The sequence below is a fragment of the Flavitalea sp. genome (assembly GCF_035489435.1).
GTDB lineage: Bacteria > Bacteroidota > Bacteroidia > Chitinophagales > Chitinophagaceae > DATHKG01.
On sequence record NZ_DATHKG010000046.1, the window covers coordinates 26,052 to 45,174 of the forward strand.

The 19,123-nt window shown below is 42.7% G+C and carries 9 protein-coding genes; 8 read left to right on the forward strand and 1 reads right to left on the reverse strand.

Annotated elements, in window-relative coordinates; translation table 11 throughout:
• Positions 1-576: 576 nt before the first annotated feature.
• From gltB to VK664_RS07440, 4 genes are all read left to right on the forward strand, one after another.
• The gene (gene gltB / locus VK664_RS07425; RefSeq protein ID WP_461397997.1) at positions 577-5,091 is read left to right on the forward strand and encodes a glutamate synthase large subunit; all 4,515 of its coding nucleotides are present in this window, start codon (positions 577-579) and stop codon (positions 5,089-5,091) included.
• A 51-nt stretch (positions 5,092-5,142) separates the two neighbouring features.
• Complete coding sequence (locus VK664_RS07430) at positions 5,143-6,612, forward strand: glutamate synthase subunit beta (protein ID WP_461397998.1); 1,470 nt, start codon at positions 5,143-5,145, stop codon at positions 6,610-6,612.
• Between the two features lie 580 nt (positions 6,613-7,192).
• Positions 7,193-8,596, forward strand: coding sequence for an ammonium transporter (locus VK664_RS07435; RefSeq protein ID WP_461397999.1), 1,404 nt, complete (start codon positions 7,193-7,195; stop codon positions 8,594-8,596).
• A 59-nt stretch (positions 8,597-8,655) separates the two neighbouring features.
• Positions 8,656-9,729, forward strand: coding sequence for an outer membrane beta-barrel protein (locus VK664_RS07440; protein ID WP_461398000.1), 1,074 nt, complete (start codon positions 8,656-8,658; stop codon positions 9,727-9,729).
• A 159-nt stretch (positions 9,730-9,888) separates the two neighbouring features.
• Here VK664_RS07440 and VK664_RS07445 read toward each other — a convergent pair whose 3' ends face one another.
• Entirely contained in the window at positions 9,889-12,465 is a 2,577-nt protein-coding gene (locus VK664_RS07445; protein ID WP_461398001.1) for a phosphoenolpyruvate carboxylase, read from the reverse strand.
• A gap of 349 nt (positions 12,466-12,814) precedes the next feature.
• Between VK664_RS07445 and thrA the strand changes: the two genes are divergently transcribed.
• The 4 genes from thrA (at position 12,815) to VK664_RS07465 (ending at position 18,981) form a co-directional block, all read left to right on the forward strand.
• Entirely contained in the window at positions 12,815-15,319 is a 2,505-nt protein-coding gene (thrA, locus tag VK664_RS07450) for a bifunctional aspartate kinase/homoserine dehydrogenase I (protein WP_461398002.1), read from the forward strand.
• A 76-nt stretch (positions 15,320-15,395) separates the two neighbouring features.
• Positions 15,396-16,424 carry a homoserine kinase gene (locus tag VK664_RS07455; protein ID WP_461398003.1) on the forward strand — a complete coding sequence of 343 codons (1,029 nt, stop codon included), beginning with the start codon at positions 15,396-15,398 and terminating at the stop codon, positions 16,422-16,424.
• Positions 16,425-16,598: 174 nt separating this feature from the next.
• Positions 16,599-17,906: a threonine synthase gene (gene thrC / locus VK664_RS07460; RefSeq protein WP_461398004.1), complete on the forward strand. Its 1,308-nt coding sequence runs from the start codon at positions 16,599-16,601 to the stop codon at positions 17,904-17,906.
• A 121-nt stretch (positions 17,907-18,027) separates the two neighbouring features.
• Positions 18,028-18,981: a DUF2167 domain-containing protein gene (locus VK664_RS07465; protein ID WP_461398005.1), complete on the forward strand. Its 954-nt coding sequence runs from the start codon at positions 18,028-18,030 to the stop codon at positions 18,979-18,981.
• Positions 18,982-19,123: the final 142 nt, after the last annotated feature.

Sequence of the window (19,123 nt, forward strand, 5' to 3'; positions counted from 1 at the left end):
AATCGATGGCATTATCCGGGAGAGAGGCCGGTAATGACGTCATAATGTGGTTGTGTGCGATGACTGACGAGTAGTGAGAAAATTATTTATAAATACGGTGTAGCCTGAAGGGGGGTAAAGGTTAGACAGATCGTTTAAGTCAGCTGCTGCATATCGCAAACATTTTTTAATATTTGTCTCCTGGCACCCCGGTTACCTGGACGAAATTTACAGGAGAAGGAAACTGGGTTTGCGAATGAACTATACTGCCTGCCTGGTGTTATAAGTTTAATCCTTGCTAAAGATCTTTCGGGGTCTACCCAACCCGTTTCATTATTATTTTAATGCCGGTTAACCATTATTGTTCCGGAATATGCACAGCAAAATTTCAGCCTGCTGATTAACAGTGTAAAGCGGTCCGGATTGTGCATGTTTATCAACGATAATTTGGAGTTATTTGTGGAAAATTATACGGCAGTATTCGAATTAATTGAATATTATTTCGTATTTTCATATGCTTGCTTGCTATGTTTCTTGATGCCTGTATGAAGAATTGACTATTTCATTGAATATTATCAAACCAAAAATTAATCAACGATGGCGAGCAACGTGGGTTTGTATTCCCCGGAGTTTGAGCGGGACGCATGTGGTATTGGATTCGTGGCCAATATCAAGGGTAATAAGTCTCACCAAAATGTTTCCGATGCTTTAACTGTTCTGGAAAACATGGAACACCGTGGTGCCTGTGGCTGTGAAAGCAATACAGGAGATGGGGCCGGTCTGATGATCCAGACACCGCATGAATTTTTCTTCGATGAATGTATAAAACTCGGTGTTCATTTACCTTCCTTTGGTAAGTATGGTGTTGGAGTAATATTTTTTCCACGCGATATACGCCTTCGCGAAGAATGCAGGGATATCTTCAACAGATCTGCCGAAAAACTCGGGCTTGAAATTCTTGCCTACCGCAAAGTTCCGGTACATACAGATGGAATCGGTGCTACAGCACTTTCAGTTGAACCGGAAATGGAGCAGGTATTTATTGCCTGTCCCGATCATATAACCAACCCGGATGATTTTGAAAGAAAGCTGTTTATCCTCCGTAACTATTCCACACATACTATAATTAATACTGTCAGAAAAGATCAGATAGGCTTTTATATTGCCTCATTGTCTTATAAAACAGTGGTTTATAAAGGTCAGCTAACTTCAATGCAGGTTAGAAGTTATTTTCCTGATCTCAGCAACAAAAGGGTAGTGTCGGCCTTTGGCCTGGTGCATTCAAGGTTCGCTACTAACACCTTTCCTTCATGGAAGCTGGCACAGCCTTTCCGCTTCATCGCGCACAACGGCGAGATCAATACCCTCCAGGGAAATATCAACTGGTTAAAAACCAGTGAAAAAGGGTTTATTTCCCAGTTTTTTTCCAAGGAAGAAATGGACATGCTTTTGCCGATTGTTACCCAGGGACAATCCGATTCCGCCTGTCTTGATAATATTATAGAATTGCTGGCCCTCTCAGGCAGATCCCTGCCTCATGTTATGATGATGCTGATACCTGAAGCGTGGGATGGTAATGAGCAAATGCCCCCGCTTAAGAAGGCGTTTTATGAATTTCATGCATGCCTGATGGAGCCCTGGGACGGTCCGGCATCTATTTCATTTACAGATGGAAAAATAATCGGCGCTACCCTTGACCGGAACGGCCTGAGACCTTCAAGGTATTGTGTTACTTCTGACGACCGTGTAATCATGGCTTCGGAAACCGGTGTATTGCCGGTAGATCCTGCCATGATCATTGAAAAAGGCCGTTTGCAGCCAGGAAAAATGTTTGTGGTTGATATGGAGCAGGGTCGTATCATTAGTGATGATGAACTGAAAAATACCATCTGTTCCCAAAAACCATATTCAGAATGGCTGAATAAATATAAAATCAGGCTGGAGGAGTTACCGGAACCAAGAGTATTGTTTACTCACCTGGAACACGACCAGATCTTTAAATACCAAAAAGCCTTCGGTTATTCTACCGAAGACCTGGATACTATCATTGCCCCGATGGCGACAGACGGCAAGGAGCCGATCGGCTCGATGGGTACCGATATTCCCCTGGCTGTGCTCAGCGATCAGCCACAGCATCTCACCAGTTATTTCAAGCAACTGTTCGCACAGGTAACTAACCCACCAATCGATCCGATTCGTGAGCGCCTGGTTATGTCACTGGCCACATTCGCTGGCAACAATGGTAACCTGTTACAGGAAGACCCGCTGGCGAGTCACTGTGTGGCACTTCAACACCCTGTACTCACAAATCACGAGCTTGAAAAGATCAGGAGTATAGATACGGGGATTTTCCAGGCAAAAACGCTCCAGACTTATTTCAGGGCAGATAATAAACCAGGTTCACTTCAAAAAGGCCTTGATCGCCTTTGCCGTTATGCAGTGGATGCCGTTGAAGATGGATTTGAAGTGTTGATATTGTCTGACCGGGCGATCGATTCGGACCACGCACCGATTCCTTCGCTACTGGCGGTTTCTGCTGTTCACCACCACCTTATCCGTAAAGGATTACGTGGCCAGGTGGGTCTTGTTGTTGAAGCCGGTGATGTTTGGGAAGTACACCATTTCGCCTGTCTTATTGCTTTTGGTGCAACTGCCATCAACCCTTATCTCGCGATCTCATCGATCCGGGACATGAAGCTGAATAACAAGATTCAGACTACACTCGATACAGAAGAATTAAAGAAAAATTATATAAAAGCTGTTTGCGATGGATTGCTGAAGGTTTTTTCAAAGATGGGAATTTCAACCCTGCAGTCTTACCAGGGCGCTCAGATATTTGAGATCATCGGGCTTAGCAAAGATGTGGTAAACCGTTATTTTACCGGGGCAATCTCAAGGATTGAAGGAATGGGTCTTGATGAAATTGCAAGAGAAACCCTGGCCAAGCATTATTTTGCTTTCAGCCAGAAAGATGTTCCGAGCGATCGTCTTACTGTAGGTGGCATTTATCAGTGGAAAAGAAAAGGGGAGGTTCACCTGTTCAATCCGCAAACGATTCACCTTCTGCAGTATTCAACCCGCAGCAACGACTATAACACTTTCAAAAAATATTCAAAACTGGTTAACGAGCAGGGTGAAAAGGCTGTCACCTTAAGAAGCCTGTTTACTTTCAAGCATAACCGCCCATCGATCTCTATTGATGAGGTGGAGCCTGCTGAAAACATCTATAAACGTTTTGCATCCGGGGCAATGTCTTTCGGTTCAATTTCATGGGAAGCGCATACCACGCTTGCCATTGCCATGAACCGCCTGGGAGGAAAAAGCAATACCGGCGAGGGTGGAGAAGATCCGATCCGTTATGTAAAACTTGAAAATGGCGATTCAATGCGAAGCGCTATCAAACAGGTGGCTTCTGCCAGGTTTGGAGTAACAAGTGAGTACCTAACAGAAGCTGATGAATTGCAGATCAAGATGGCACAGGGCGCCAAGCCAGGTGAGGGCGGACAATTGCCCGGTCATAAGGTTGATGAATGGATCGGCAGAACCCGTCACTCTACTCCGGGGGTGGGGCTGATTTCACCACCACCGCACCACGATATTTATTCAATTGAAGATCTCGCCCAGTTAATCTTCGATTTGAAAAATGCGAATCGCAAAGCCCGTATCAATGTGAAACTTGTGTCTAAGGCAGGGGTGGGAACTATTGCAGCAGGCGTTGCAAAAGCAAAAGCTGATGTGATACTGATCTCGGGTTTCGACGGCGGAACCGGTGCTTCACCAGTAAGTTCGATCAAACACGCTGGTCTTCCATGGGAGCTTGGCCTGGCCGAATCTCATCAGACTTTAGTGAAAAATAAATTAAGAAGCCGCGTTGTACTCCAGGCCGATGGCCAGATGAAAACCGGACGTGATATAGCTATCGCTACTTTGCTCGGCGCAGAAGAATGGGGTGTAGCCACTGCTGCGCTTATTGTTGAAGGTTGTATTATGATGCGTAAATGCCATCTAAATACCTGCCCTGTAGGGGTAGCAACACAGGATACCGAGCTTCGTAAGCGATTCACCGGGGATGCCGATCATGTGGTGAACTTCTTTAAGTTTATTACCCAGGAGCTGAGAGAAATCATGGCTGAGCTTGGTTACAGAAAGGTTACCGATATGGTTGGCCAGGTAGATGGTCTTGAACTTCGTGAAAATATCAATCACTGGAAATATAAAAAACTTGACCTGGCACCCATACTTTACAGGGAGCCTGAATCTGACAATACCGGTCTCTACAAAATGGAAGAGCAAGACCATGGGATTGAAGCGGTACTCGATTGGAAGCTGCTCGAAGCAGCTAAACCTGCCATTACAAACAAGGAAAAGGTTAAGGCTTCCTTCCCGATCCGGAATACTGACCGAACTGCAGGTACGATTCTGAGTAACGAGATCACTAAAAAATACCATGCTGAAGGACTTCCCGAGGATACCATTCATTTCAAATTCACAGGAACAGCGGGCCAGAGTTTTGGAGCCTTCAATACAAAAGGAGTAACCCTCGAACTGGAAGGTGATGCCAATGACTATTTTGGAAAAGGATTAAGCGGCGCAAGATTGATTGTCTATCCTCCCAAACAGGCAACTTATGTGCCTGAAGAAAATATTCTTATTGGTAACACCGCTTTTTATGGTGCTACATCGGGTGAATCTTTTATCCGGGGTAAGGCCGGCGAAAGGTTTGGAGTTCGTAACTCGGGCGCCAGCGTAGTTGTAGAAGGTGTTGGTGACCATGGTTGTGAATATATGACAGGTGGACAAATTGTGATACTCGGCGAAACCGGCAGAAACTTTGCGGCGGGCATGAGCGGCGGCATTGCTTATGTTTATGATGTAAGGGGGCGTTTCAGCGAAATGTGTAATATGGAAATGGTTGATTTGGACCCACTTAATGAAGACGATGTGAGGGATCTTGAAATACTACTCCGCAAACATTTCGACTATACAGGCAGTACCGTAGCGAAGTTTGTCCTGGACGATATTGAAAACCAGACACGCAACTTTATCAAGGTTTTCCCAAGGGATTACAAAAAGGTGCTGGCTGCAAGAAGGCTCGAACCTGTGATGAAATAACAGCAGTCAACCAAAATTCATTTTAAAATTATCAATTTTTAAAGAATAATAATGGGAAAGCCAACCGGATTCTTAGAGTATAACCGTGAACTCCCTTCAAAGCGCCCTGCAAAGGAACGCCTGAATGACTATAATGAGTTTGTGGAAAGATACTCTGAACCAAAGCTGAATCAGCAGGCTGCGCGGTGCATGGACTGTGGGATTCCTTTTTGTCACAGCGGATGTCCGCTGGGAAATATTATACCGGAATTCAATGACGCAGTTTATCGTCAGAGCTGGGAAGAAGCCTACGATATACTCTCATCTACAAACAATTTCCCTGAATTTACCGGCAGAATTTGTCCTGCTCCATGCGAAAGTGCATGCGTACTTGGTATAAATCAGCCAGCAGTTGCGATTGAAGAAATTGAAAAACATATCATTGAAATTGCCTTTGATAAGGGTTTTGTAAAAGCAAGGGAGCCAAAAGTGAGAACAGGCAAAAAGGTTGCTGTGATTGGCTCAGGACCTGCGGGACTTGCGGCTGCTGCACAGCTTAATTATGCCGGCCATAATGTGACGGTATTCGAACGCGATGACGCTCTGGGAGGCCTGCTGCGCTATGGCATACCTGATTTCAAGCTCGAAAAATGGGTAATAGACCGCCGTATAAAATTGATGGAAGACGAGGGTATTGTTTTCAAATGCAACGCCAATGTTGGCGTCAACATTCGTATCAATGATCTGTTACGCGAGTATCATTCCATAGTTCTTGCCGGTGGGTCCACGATTCCGAGGAATCTCGACATACCAGGCCGTGAACTTAAAGGGGTGCATTTTGCCATGGAATTTCTGACCCAGCAGAATAAGAGAGTGTCCGGTAAGTCGTTGGATGTCGAAGATATAATGGCGAAGGGCAAAAACGTTGTTGTGATTGGTGGTGGTGATACAGGTTCGGATTGTGTCGGTACTTCTAACCGTCATGGTGCAGTATCAGTGACTCAATTTGAGCTTCTTCCAAAACCACCGGATTCGCGCACCTCATATATGCCTTGGCCTACTTATCCAATGGTTCTTAAAACTTCTTCTTCGCATGAAGAAGGCTGTGAAAGGGAATGGGCAATTGCAACCAAAAAATTTGTCGGCGATGAAAACGGAAACCTCAAAGCAGTAGTGGTTGTAAACCTGGAATGGAAACTCGGGGAAGACGGAAGGCCTGCACATTTTGCGGAAGTGCCAGGTTCAGAAAAGGAGATTCCTTGTGAACTGGCCTTGCTGGCCATGGGATTCGTTCATCCACAACATGAAGGAATGATTGCTGAACTTGATGTTGAGCTTGACAACCGTGGTAATGTAAAAGCGGGTGAAAAGACCTACCAGACTAACATTCAGAAGATCTTCACGGCAGGGGATATGCGTCGCGGTCAGTCCCTGGTAGTTTGGGCAATCAGTGAGGGAAGGGAGTGTGCACGTAAAGTAGATGAACATCTTTCCGGATATTCGTTGCTTGAAAGAAGAGATACAAGTGTGATCACTTATTAAAATACGTGATGATTTAGAGTGATGATTTTGAAACAGCATCCAGGTAAATGATTTACATAAGTTAACAGTGACCATTAACCGATATTAATTTGCATCATTCATAAATCAGCTTCATTCATAATAGTAAAGCCATTAATTGTAAAGCCATCCATAACGGATGGCTTTTTTCATGTATTAGTGAAATACGTAATAATATAGAGCCGAGGTAAAGCTTTAGATGTATGAATTTTGTATCCCTACTTTTAAATTTCCCGGTAAACCTGAGGTAATGTTTTCAGCTTCATTCTAATTGATAAATGCTTCTTAAATACTCAGTTATTTTCCGGTTAATTCTCATAAAATACCTTTAATCTAGAAAACTTTTTCACATTTATTTTATCGTAATGTTTATATCCGGGGTCAAAAACCCAATTAAATTATTGAAATTCATATATTTAAACACTATCTAACAAATCATATCACCTTCACATACCTTGTTTACAAAAACAGATAATTGTTACGACCTATCCAATAAATCGTTATTATTGTATTAAGATATTCAAATTGTAAATATTTTAATATTTAACTAAAACAACAAGGTATGAGCAAATTAACTTTCAAACAGGTAGCGCCTTTCCTGGTGCTTTCTGTCGTGGCAATCATTGCCATTTTTATTCCTTCACTTCCTGATTTTGCAGATCCGAAAGGCGTATATGACAAGGCAGACATTGCCTGGATCATTGTTGCCACTGCCCTCGTATTTCTAATGACCCCCGGTCTCGCATTTTTTTACGGTGGAATGGTTCACCGGAAAAATGTAATCTCCACCATGATTAAGAGTGTTGCCGCCGCAGGTGTGGTAAGTGTTCTTTGGGTGATTGTCGGCTTTAGTCTCGCCTTTGGTGATTCTATGGGCGGATGGATCGGTAATCCTTCAACAAATCTATTCTTTAAAGGAGTAGCATCTGGTGAAGCCTGGGGTACCATTCCTAAGTCATTATTTGCTGTTTTCCAGCTGATGTTTGCCATCATCACTCCTGGTCTTGTTGTCGGCGCAGTTGCTGAGCGGATCAAGTTTACCTCTTATATCCTCTTCATTGCATTGTTCAGTTTATTAGTATATGCTCCATTGGCGCACTGGACCTGGCATCCGGATGGACTTCTCTTTAAAATGGGAGTTCTTGACTTTGCTGGTGGTACTGTAGTACATATCTCTGCCGGTTGCGCTGCTCTTGCAGGTGCCCTGGTTCTCAAACGCCGTAAAGTGCACATGGAACACAAAGAAATTCCACCTGCCAACATTCCTTATGTTCTTATCGGTACCGGGCTGCTGTGGTTCGGCTGGTTTGGTTTCAACGCAGGTTCTGCACTCGGTGCAAACAGCCTGGCAGTTTCTGCTCTCTTTACAACAAACACTGCTGCAGCAGCAGCTGGTCTTAGCTGGATGTTCTTCGATGTTTTGCGTGGTAAAAAACCTTCAGTACTCGGATTTTGTATCGGCGCCGTAGTAGGCCTGGTTGCCATTACTCCCGGAGCTGGTTTTGTTGCCATTCCACAAAGTATCACCATCGGTGTTATCGCTGCAATAGTCTCTAATATTGTAATTTACTACAAACAAAAATCAACACTGGATGATACGCTCGACGTATTCCCTTGTCATGGAGTTGGTGGTATAGTTGGTATGCTGTTAACCGGTGTATTCGCTACCAAATCTGTAAATGCTGCAGGGGCGGATGGCCTCTGGCTCGGTAATCCGGGTTTTCTCTGGATACAGGTGAAGGGCATGTTGATAGCAGTAGGTTTTAGCTTCGCTATGTCTTATATAATCTTCAAATTCATCAATTTCATTCAACCTATGCGTGTCTCTTCTGAAGACGAAGAACTTGGTCTGGATGCCTCTCAGCACAACGAGAAATACCTGCAAGGTCATTTACTCGTAACGACCAATGGAAAATCAGAAATGACAGAAACAGAAATAGAAAAAGGCACAGTATATACATCTTAAACTTCTGATACAAGTTTAAGAGTGACTGCACCTTTTTCATAACAATTAAATACACAACAATGTTAAGAAAATTCATTGTACTAGCCATAGCTATATCCGGGTATTACCAGGGTTCTGCCCAGGATTCAACAATCGTCGAAGAGAAACCGAAGCCGGTAATTTCAGGATCCTTCGATGCATATTACAGGTATAATTTCGCCAATCCCAAAGATGATCTGTTAAATAACTTTACAAGCTTTACCAATTCACATAATTCATTTGAACTCGGTATGGCTTCTATTAAGGTTGAACATTCCATCGGAAAGGTGGGTGCGGTTATAGATCTTGGTTATGGTCGCAGGGCCGCCGAGTTTTCTTATCCGTACCAAACAGAAAACACTTCATTGCTTGCAATCAAACAGGCTTATCTTACTTATTCGCCAAGTTCAGCAGTGAAGTTCACTTTCGGTAGCTGGGCTACACATGTCGGTTATGAATTGGTTGATGCTTATCTCAACCGTAACTACAGCATGAGTTATATGTTTTCCTACGGTCCTTTCTTCCATACTGGTCTCAAGGCCGATATCAGCCTGGGAGGTAAATCTGCCTTTATGGTAGGTGTTACAAATCCTACAGATCTCAGGACTGCTACCAACATGCCAAAAATGTTCGTGGGTCAGTTCTCCACTGGTTCTAAAGACGATAAATTCAAGGCCTGGTTGAATTTCCAGGGTGGTAAATTTGCGGAAGATGGACGTCTGACACAAGGTGATGTTGTGCTTACTTATGCATTAAGCGACAAATTCAGTCTTGGATACAATGGTACGGTTCAATCAAGAAGCGGTAAAGACTCAACCGGTAAATGGAGTGATGGAGCCGCCTGGTGGGGTTCTGCACTCTATCTTAACATAGACCCGGTTAGCTGGTTTGGACTGACAGTTCGTGGAGAATATTTTGATGATAAAAAAGATGTTCTTGGATTCAATAGCAGCATCATCGTGCCGACACTAACACTGAACTTCAAAGTTGACAACCTGACTATTATGCCTGAGTTCAGGTTTGAAAGCGCTAAAGATCCTTTGTACATAAAAAATTCCGGTGACAATACTAAATCCACCGGTAGTTTTATATTGGGCGCGGCATATCATTTTTAAACTTGCTCATTACCATCTCCATGCCCAACAAGATGGGGAGAAGGCCCGGTTCGCCGGGCTTTTTTGTGCCCGGGAACCAACTCTTCAAAACTATGTTGATATGATAAATTGATTTGACATTTGTATAATCACGTGAAATGGCATATGGCATTGCCAATCTTAAACCGAATTTCTTCCGGCATTGATGATACCGAATGAACAACGGATAATCAGTTTTTCATAACTCTCACGCAGCGGTGTGGTCCTGAACTTTTCTTCGTGCTCCCTGATGCGACCGACAGCATATTGTTGAATAGTGGTCAGCGGAAGTACTATCCTTTCACGCACCTGGATAGACAGTTGCTCAACGGGATAATCAGACATCAGTTCCGATTTTCCGGAAAGCATAAATATATATTTTTTTGTCAGTTCATATTCTTCGTAGATACGGTTCCATATTTCGCCGTATTGTTTATGCGATGAAAGGTATTCTGTTAACGGGAAATAACACTTTTTCATAGACATCTCGCAGTTGTCAAGCAGGGTTTTGAAAAACAACGAATCATGATATAGCTTTTTAAGTTCCGTCATCTTCCCGATTTTTTCAAGCTGCTGCAAAGCAGATCCAACCCCATAGTAGCCCGTAACATTCTGTTTAAGCTGGCTCCAGGCGCCAACATAAGGGATGGCTCTCAGGTCCTTCAGGTCAAGCTTGTTAGAAGCACCGCGTTTTGTGGGCCGGCTTCCGATATTGGTTTGACCATAAAATTTGATTGGACTTATATTGGATAAATAGTCCAGGAAATCAGGATGATTTTTCAAGGCAGTATAGGCCTTAAAACTTTCGCCTGCCAGCTCTTCGAGAAGATCGTGTTCATCATCGCGCAGGGTTATGTTTCGCGTAGAAAAAAGATCATTACTGATACCCGCATGTATCAGTTGTTCCAGGTTATATTGAGCCGAATCAGTCGTGCCAAAATTTGAACTGACTGTTTGTCCCTGGATAGTCAGTTGGATTTCTTCATTGGAAATATTTTTTCCCATTGAAGCATAGAACTTATGAGTTTTACCACCACCTCTTGCCGGCGGACCTCCGCGGCCATCAAAAAACACCACATCTATACCATGTTCCCGGGAAATTTTTGTGAGTTCTTCCTTGGCTTCATAAATACTCCAGTTTGCCATCAGGTAACCACCATCTTTTGTTCCGTCCGAAAATCCAACCATTATGGTTTGCTTCATGTTACGGTCCTTAAGATGCGCCCTGTAAGTTTCATTTTCATAAAGGGTATTCATAATACCTGCCGCTTGCCGCAGATCCTCTACTGTTTCGAACAATGGAACTATATCGATAGTTAAGGATTCCTTCTGCCAGCCGGATAACAGGAAAAGCGCATATACTTCAATTACATTCAAAGCAGTATTGCACTGGCTTATTACATAGCGGTGGCAACCCTCAGTACCATTGTATTCCTGGATTTCTTTTACCGCTGCTACAGTAAGCAAAGTATCTTTTATAATGTCTTCGTACAAATCAGGATTTGCCCTGCCATTGACTGCTGTTAGTATGTTGATTTTTTCAGCTGCTGTTTTATCGGCATAATCTTTCGGAAGAATATTTTCTTTTTCTGCAATCTCTTCAAACACCTTGTTATGTACAGAACTTTCCTGTCTTATGTCCAGTGAGGCAAAATGTAAACCGAAAACATGGACCTTGCTGATCAGATTGTCTACCAAGTGTTGGAACAAACTGTTATGTTGATGGATCACAATATTTCTTATTTCATATAGCGCGTCGAGAATTCCTTTTTTTGTAAGATTAGTGCGATGCCCCGGAATAAATATATTACTATACAATTGTTTTTCCAGGTCAGCGAGTATTGTATCAACTCCTTTGAAAGTAAGTCTGCGCTTAAGTCTGCGTACATCGAGGTAATAACATTTGATAATACTTTCCCTTAATGAATCTGCAACTTTTAAGGTTGTATCTACCCTCACGTTAGGGTTGCCATCGCGATCACCGCCCGGCCAGAAGCCCATTACGATGATAGGGTTGTCTGGTGGGATAGCATTGGGAAACTGGTTATTAATAAATGAAATTATCTTGCCCGCTGCGTTATAAAAGATATTTTCAAGATACCAGATCAGGCTTACAGCCTCATCAAAAGGAGTAGGTTTCTGCTTGTTGAAAAAGGGGGTTTTACCAAGCTGCTGCAGGTACATATTGATCAGGCTCGCATTGTTCTCTGCCAGTCCTTTTGCAAGATCATTGATGATTCCGAGTACAGAACCTGGGTAAAACTGAGTAGGATGAGCAGTCAACACTATACGTATTGAAAAGTCTTTTAATTTCTCTGCAAATTGTTCCTCCTTTCCCGTCTGGAAAATTTCAGACTCAAGGTGTTTCAGCGTACCAACACCACTCATATCATTTACCTCTTTGAACGCTGCATCTTCCAAAGCATCAAATAATACTACCTGTCTCTCTACATACTGGATGAACCTGAACAACAGGTCAATCTTATCTTTTTCGTTGGTAAATGATGTATACTTCTGAAAAAACTCTTCCACAATTGCCGTAGGACTCATTTTCTTTTTGTAGGAGTCCTCACAAAAATTGAGGAACAGTGATAACATGATGCCTGTTCTCTCAATCCGGTGAAAAGGCAGGGAAGTAAACAGGCTGTTATACAATTGAAATTTAATGCCGACATGATTCTTAAATTGCTGCAATCCTCTTGATGACTGGTGATCCATGATTTTTATTTAACGATAAGTACTTTTCTGCCGCAGCATAGGGGTATGAAATGCCCAGGTAAAGTTTGTAATTCAATGGCAAATGCCAATGTAAACTTACGACACACAAAGGAAACAGAAAACTAACGCTTGTTATTTCGGAAAGGCGCATTATCTTCGGCGCCTAATCATGACGAGCCAGACATCTCATATTACTTCTTTCACAGGCGCTACAGGTGTAGCATCTTCCATTATTATTACAATTACAACCCGTTAAGGGTTGCATATCTTCATATCATCCAATGGGCCCCTGGCTGTTCTCTGATCCAATCAACTTTCATTCCCTTCAACTTAATACAAAATTACCCATATGCAGGTTCTTAAATTTGGCGGTACTTCAGTAGCCAATGCGGAAAATATTAATAAGGTTACCGCTATTGTTAAGCAATTAATTTCAGAACAAACCATCCTGGATCAATCCCGGTCCGAAAAAGCAATAATAGAAGAAAATCCAGTAACCGGTAAATGTATTGTGGTTCTTTCGGCTTTTGGTGGCATTACAGATATACTGATAGGAGCTGGTAAAGCTGCTGCTGCAGGAGATGAAACTTATAAAGACAAGTTGGTTGCAGTGGAACAAAGGCACCTGGAGGCTGTTAAAGCCCTGCTCCCGGTTGATAAGCAGAGCGGGGTTCTGAGCCTGGTTAAAACAATGTGCAATGAGCTGGAAGATATCTGTAACGGGGTATACCTGCTGGGCGAACTTTCGGCACGTACATTGGATCGGGTAGTAAGTTATGGTGAACTCATTTCCTCCCGTATCGTTGCTGCGAAACTTACAGCATTGGGTATCAGCAATGAATGGAAAGACTCACGTGAACTGATCCAGACCAACTCTTCTTTTGGTTTTGCTGCAGTAGACTTCCCCGCAACTGATAATAAAGTCAAGACATATCTGCAGGTAACGAATGCAGCAGTAATTGTGGCACCCGGGTTCATTGCTTCGGACAGTCACGGTGCAACAACCACGCTTGGACGGGGAGGTTCTGACTATACAGCGGCCATTCTTGCAGCGGCTGCAGATGCAGAGAAATTAGAAATCTGGACTGATGTCTCAGGTATGATGACAGCTGATCCGCGCATAGTGCTTAACGCCAGGGTTATCAGCGAGATTTCTTACCAGGAAGCAATGGAACTTTCCCACTTCGGCGCGAAAGTCATATATCCGCCAACCATTCAACCGGTGATGGCAAAGAGCATACCTGTCTGGATAAAAAATACATTTATTCCCTCAGATATGGGCACCCTGATTGAAACTTCAGCAAATACCAATGGCAAGAATATCCGTGGCATCTCCAGTGTTAACAATGTAGCATTGCTGAGCCTCGAAGGAAGCGGGATGGTTGGCATCCCCGGATTTTCGAAGCGTTTATTCGAAGCTTTGGCAAATGAACAGATCAATGTTATCCTGATCACCCAAAGTTCATCTGAGCATTCCATCTGCGTAGCCATTGATGAGGTGAATGCAGTAAAAGCCAAGCTGGCTGTTGACAAGGCTTTCAGCTTTGAGATAGATACCCGTAAAGTGGAGCCGCTGGTCTTGGAACTGGGACTTTCCATTGTTGCACTTGTGGGAGATAATATGAAAAGTCACCCAGGCATCAGTGGTAAAATGTTCAGTGCTATGGGTAGGAACGGCGTAAACGTTCGCGCTATAGCACAGGGTTCATCCGAGCGGAATATTTCTGCCGTTATCGCGGTGGCTGATGTGAAAAAGACCATCAATGTACTTCATGAAGACTTCTTCGAAACAACTTATAAACAATTAAACTTATTTATAGCGGGTGTAGGAAATGTTGGCAGCCGCTTTCTTGCACAGCTTAAGCAGCAACAAGCTTATCTGCAACAACATCTTCGGCTACAGGTACGCGTTATAGGACTGGCTAACAGCCGTAAAATGGTTTTTAATGATGAGGGGATTCCTTTAGGTGCCTGGAAAGAAGCCCTGGATAATGGGCAAACCATGCAACTTGATAATTTCATCAATATTATTCATTCTAAAAACCTGAGAAATTCTGTTTTTGCGGATGTGACTGCCAATGATTTGCTGGCGACAAAATATGATCTGTTATTACAAAAAAGCATATCAGTTGTGGCTTGTAATAAGGTAGCCTGTTCATCATCTTACGAATATTACCGTAAACTCAAGGATCTTGCAAGTGATTTCAATGCACATTTTTTGTTTGAGACAAATGTGGGTGCCGGCTTACCAGTGATAGGCACATTGAATGATTTATTAAGAAGTGGTGATACAGTAAATCGCATTGAAGCAGTATTGAGTGGAACCCTGAATTTTGTTTTCAATCATTATAATGGCGAAAGATCTTTTGCGGAAGTGGTAAAACAGGCGCAGGATGAAGGGTATACCGAACCTGATCCAAGACTGGACCTGGGTGGTACCGACGTCATGCGTAAAATCATGATCCTGGCCCGTGAAACCGGCGAAAGGCTGGAAATGACAGATATTGCCAATAATTCTTTTATGCCTGAATCCTGTATGAAGGGTGATGTAGATAATTTTTACAAAGAAATGGCAAAACATGAGGCACATTTCAAAGCTTTGTACACCGAGGCCGCAGCTGCTGGAAAAAAACTGAAATTTGTTGCCAGCTATGAAGATGGAAAAGCTGCTGTAGGGTTACAACATATAGACCCGCAGCATGATCTTTATCATTTATATGGCAAAGACAATGTCGTACTGTTTTATACAAACAGGTACGTTGATCAGCCTCTGGTAGTAAAGGGTGCGGGAGCTGGTGCTGAAGTAACTGCTTCAGGAGTATTTGCTGATATTATCCGTGCTGCGAGAACCTGATCTATGTGTTATGCAAAAGATACCGGAGCAATTATGCTCTATACAAAATATTCAGGAGCAAATATGCTGAATACAAATGGTGATAAAGGTGCTGAATGATAGTGTCGGTCAAATGAAAAAACATGGATGGACAAAAGCCAACAAACATGGATGGACAACAGGCAACAAAAATAAAAATGAACGGATGAAATATGTAAAGGTCGCGGCACCGGCAACTATAGCTAACCTGGTTTGTGGATTCGATATACTTGGCCTTGCCCTGGAAGAACCAAGCGACATCATGGAATGTTCTCTGAATGATGAGGGTATAATCAGGATCAAACACAATGATGAATATAACCTGCCGGTTGAGCCAACAAAAAATGTTTCCGGTGTAGCATTGCTTGCTCTTATGCATGAATGTACCGATAAACCTGGTTTTGATCTCACCATAACAAAAAACATCAAACCTGGCAGTGGACTGGGTTCTAGTGCAGCCAGTTCGGCAGGGGCAGTGGTGGCGGCGAATCATCTGCTGGGTAACCGTTTTTCAAATGAGGACCTGGTTCGGTTCGCTATGCATGGAGAAAAGCTGGCATCAGGAGTAAAGCACGCGGATAATATAACACCATGTATTTATGGTGGAGTTACATTGGTCCGTTCCATTTTTCCGCTTGATATCATCCCGCTTGCTTCACCAAAATTATATGTAACTGTTGTACATCCTCAGATCGAAGTGAAGACTTCCGATGCAAGGCAAATTTTGCGTAAGGAAGTGTTGTTGAAAAACGCAATAAGACAATGGGGTAATATTGCCGGCCTTGTTGCTGGCTTTATGAAAAATGATTTCGATCTTATTGGCCGGTCATTGGAGGATGTGATCATTGAGCCGGTCAGAAGTATTCTTATACCCGGTTTCGACGAAGTTAAAAAAACATGTAAGGAAGCCGGTGCTTTGGGCGGAGGAATTTCGGGTTCGGGTCCATCTATCTTTATGCTTAGTGTTGAAAAAGATACTGCTGAAACTGTCGAAAAAATAATGTCAGGAATTTATCAGCGGATTGGTATCGATTACAAAACCTATGTTACTACTATTAACTGCTCGGGGGTAAAAATCGTTACTTAGGAGCCCGCGGATAAAAAATTATTGATTAAGAGCCCGGGAGTAAAAATTATTAAAAGTCATTGCTAAAGAACCAGGGAATAAAAGATTATTTCTCAAAAAATTTGGAAGTAATATTCATTTCTTAAACCCTGGGGCAAAAACATTTCTTAAAAAAGTTATAAGTTAATTTCAGTCATGTTATATTATAGTACAGGAAAAATTGCGCCGCATGTAGATTTCAGGGAAGCGACTATCAACGGACAGGCTCCCGACAAAGGTTTATATTTTCCTGAATCGATACCTGTGCTCTCGCCGGAGTTACTGAATAGTTTTTCAGGAATGTCTAGATCGGCCATTGCTTTTGAAGTAATGAAACCATATGTGGGAGATGCAATTCCTGCTGATATTCTTAAGTCTATCGCGGCTGAAACTGTTGACTTCGAATTTCCATTAGTTAAGGTAGCTGAGAACATTTTTTCCCTCGAATTATTTCATGGACCAACGTTGGCGTTTAAGGATGTTGGAGCAAGGTTTATGAGTCGTTGCCTTGGTTATTTTGCAAAAACATTGAATAAGAAAATCACCGTCCTGGTAGCTACTTCCGGGGATACCGGTGGAGCTGTTGCAGCAGGTTTTGCGGGTGTGGAAGGAGTAAACGTAGTGATACTTTATCCGTCAGGCAAAGTGAGTAAGGTCCAGGAACTGCAATTGACAACCTGGGGTGGAAATATTACAGCCCTGGAAGTGGATGGTAATTTTGATGATTGCCAGCAAATGGTGAAACACGCTTTCGCTGATGATTCAATAACAAACAACCTCTTTTTAACTTCTGCTAATTCAATTAACGTAGCGAGATGGCTACCGCAGCAATTATATTATTTCTTTGCATTGCAACAATGGAAAGCTAAACAACCACCTGTCATCTCTGTGCCATCCGGCAACTTTGGTAATATCTGCGCCGGCCTGCTCGCAAACAAATCAGGCTTACCCGTAGGTCATTTTGTTGCCGCATGTAACGCGAATGACGCGGTGCCGAATTATTTCAACACGCAGGAGTATCATCCCAAAAAAGCGGTTGCAACTATCAGCAATGCGATGGATGTTGGTAATCCAAGCAACTTTGTGCGAATACTGGAGATGTTTAATAAAGATTTCCAGGAGCTGTCATCCAAGGTAACTGCATATAGCATTTCTGATGAGGAAACAACTGAAACCATAAGACAGGTTTACCTGGAAAAAGATTACCTGCTCGATCCACATGGAGCAGTTGCTTACCTGGCTTTACAAAAATATCTTTCAACGAATACCTCTTCTGAATCCGGGCAAAAAGGTATAATCCTTGAAACAGCCCATCCTGTAAAATTTTATGATGTGGTTGAGCCGATCATCAACGAGACAATCGATCTGCCACCTGCGATCAAAGCAATTTCGGGAAAACAAAAGTCATCCATTCAAATGGATAACGATTACGGTAAATTTCATAGCTATCTGCTAAGTCTTTGACAATAAAAATATCCGGTCTTTGACAAGAATACTATTAAGAGGGTATAGGGCGTAAATAAAATAGGGGGTTACTTTGAGGTACAGGAAGTTTTTTCCATTTTTACTCCCTAAACTTTATTTAATGACTCGTATTTTCGGCATATGCCTGTTGTTCCTGGTCTCCATAAATGTAAGGGCAGGAAACAATGGTGATTCAACTGAGCTACAAGCCGCAATGTGGCAAAAATATGTTGACTCGGTAAAAACAGCATTGCGTTGGCAGCACGGTACGGTTGAACTCGCCGGTGGCGTTGCAAAATTGAATGTTCCTCAAAAGTTTAAATTTTTGAATTCCGAACAATCAAAGTTCGTGGTAGAAGAACTATGGGGCAATCTTCCCCAGGAAGGAATTCTTGGTACCTTATTTCCTGCTGATACAGATCCCTTTACTGAAGGCTCTTATGTATTCATCATTTCATATGATTCCATGGGTTATGTAAAGGATGATGACGCAGAGAAAATAGACTATGCTGATATTCTGAAGGGAATGAAGGAAGACCAGGTTGAAGCCAATAAACAACGCCAGGCAGCAGGAGCATCGACAATAGAAATTATTGGATGGGCAGCTATACCGTATTATGATAAAACCAATAAGACGCTGCACTGGGCAAAAAATCTGAAAGTGGAAGGTGCCGAAGAAAATACGCTCAATTATACGGTAATGGTTCTTGGTAGAAATGGTATCCTTCATATGAATGCTGTATCAACCATGAGTGAGCTTGCTACTGTTAAAGCAAGTATTCCGGAAGTGTTAAAGATCCCTTCCTTTACTGATGGAAATGCCTATAAGGATTTTGATCCAAAGGCAGATAAGATCGCAGCCTGGACCATTGGCGGCCTGGTTGCTGGTAAGGTGCTCGCAAAGGCAGGACTTTTTGTCTTTTTACTAAAGTTTTGGAAATTGCTCCTGATCGGTATAGTTGCTATCGGGGCCTTCATCAAAAAGTTTGTGATGGGCAAAAAGAAGGAAGATGAACCATGGCCTGTTGACCAGGCAGCGGTAACAGCTCCTGTGAAAGAAGAGACTGAAAGTTAAACACATACTTCGGACGGTTAAATAAAAAAAGGGTGCACGTATTCGTACACCCTTTTTCAATATTATTCGTGTAATAATACCAGGTTAAATAAACCTGTCATCAATAACAATTCTGAGTAACTATTATAATTAACTATCCTGA

Excerpts from the sequence above, each read along its gene's own strand:
- VK664_RS07430 (WP_461397998.1), top strand. The coding sequence starts at position 5,143 with ATGGGAAAGCCAACCGGATTCTTAGAGTATAACCGTGAACTCCCTTCA.
- VK664_RS07435 (WP_461397999.1), top strand. The coding sequence starts at position 7,193 with ATGAGCAAATTAACTTTCAAACAGGTAGCGCCTTTCCTGGTGCTTTCT.
- thrC (WP_461398004.1), top strand. The coding sequence starts at position 16,599 with ATGTTATATTATAGTACAGGAAAAATTGCGCCGCATGTAGATTTCAGG.
- gltB (WP_461397997.1), top strand. The coding sequence starts at position 577 with ATGGCGAGCAACGTGGGTTTGTATTCCCCGGAGTTTGAGCGGGACGCA.
- VK664_RS07445 (WP_461398001.1), bottom strand. The coding sequence starts at position 12,465 with ATGGATCACCAGTCATCAAGAGGATTGCAGCAATTTAAGAATCATGTC.
- VK664_RS07440 (WP_461398000.1), top strand. The coding sequence starts at position 8,656 with ATGTTAAGAAAATTCATTGTACTAGCCATAGCTATATCCGGGTATTAC.
- VK664_RS07465 (WP_461398005.1), top strand. The coding sequence starts at position 18,028 with ATGACTCGTATTTTCGGCATATGCCTGTTGTTCCTGGTCTCCATAAAT.
- VK664_RS07455 (WP_461398003.1), top strand. The coding sequence starts at position 15,396 with ATGGTGATAAAGGTGCTGAATGATAGTGTCGGTCAAATGAAAAAACAT.
- thrA (WP_461398002.1), top strand. The coding sequence starts at position 12,815 with ATGCAGGTTCTTAAATTTGGCGGTACTTCAGTAGCCAATGCGGAAAAT.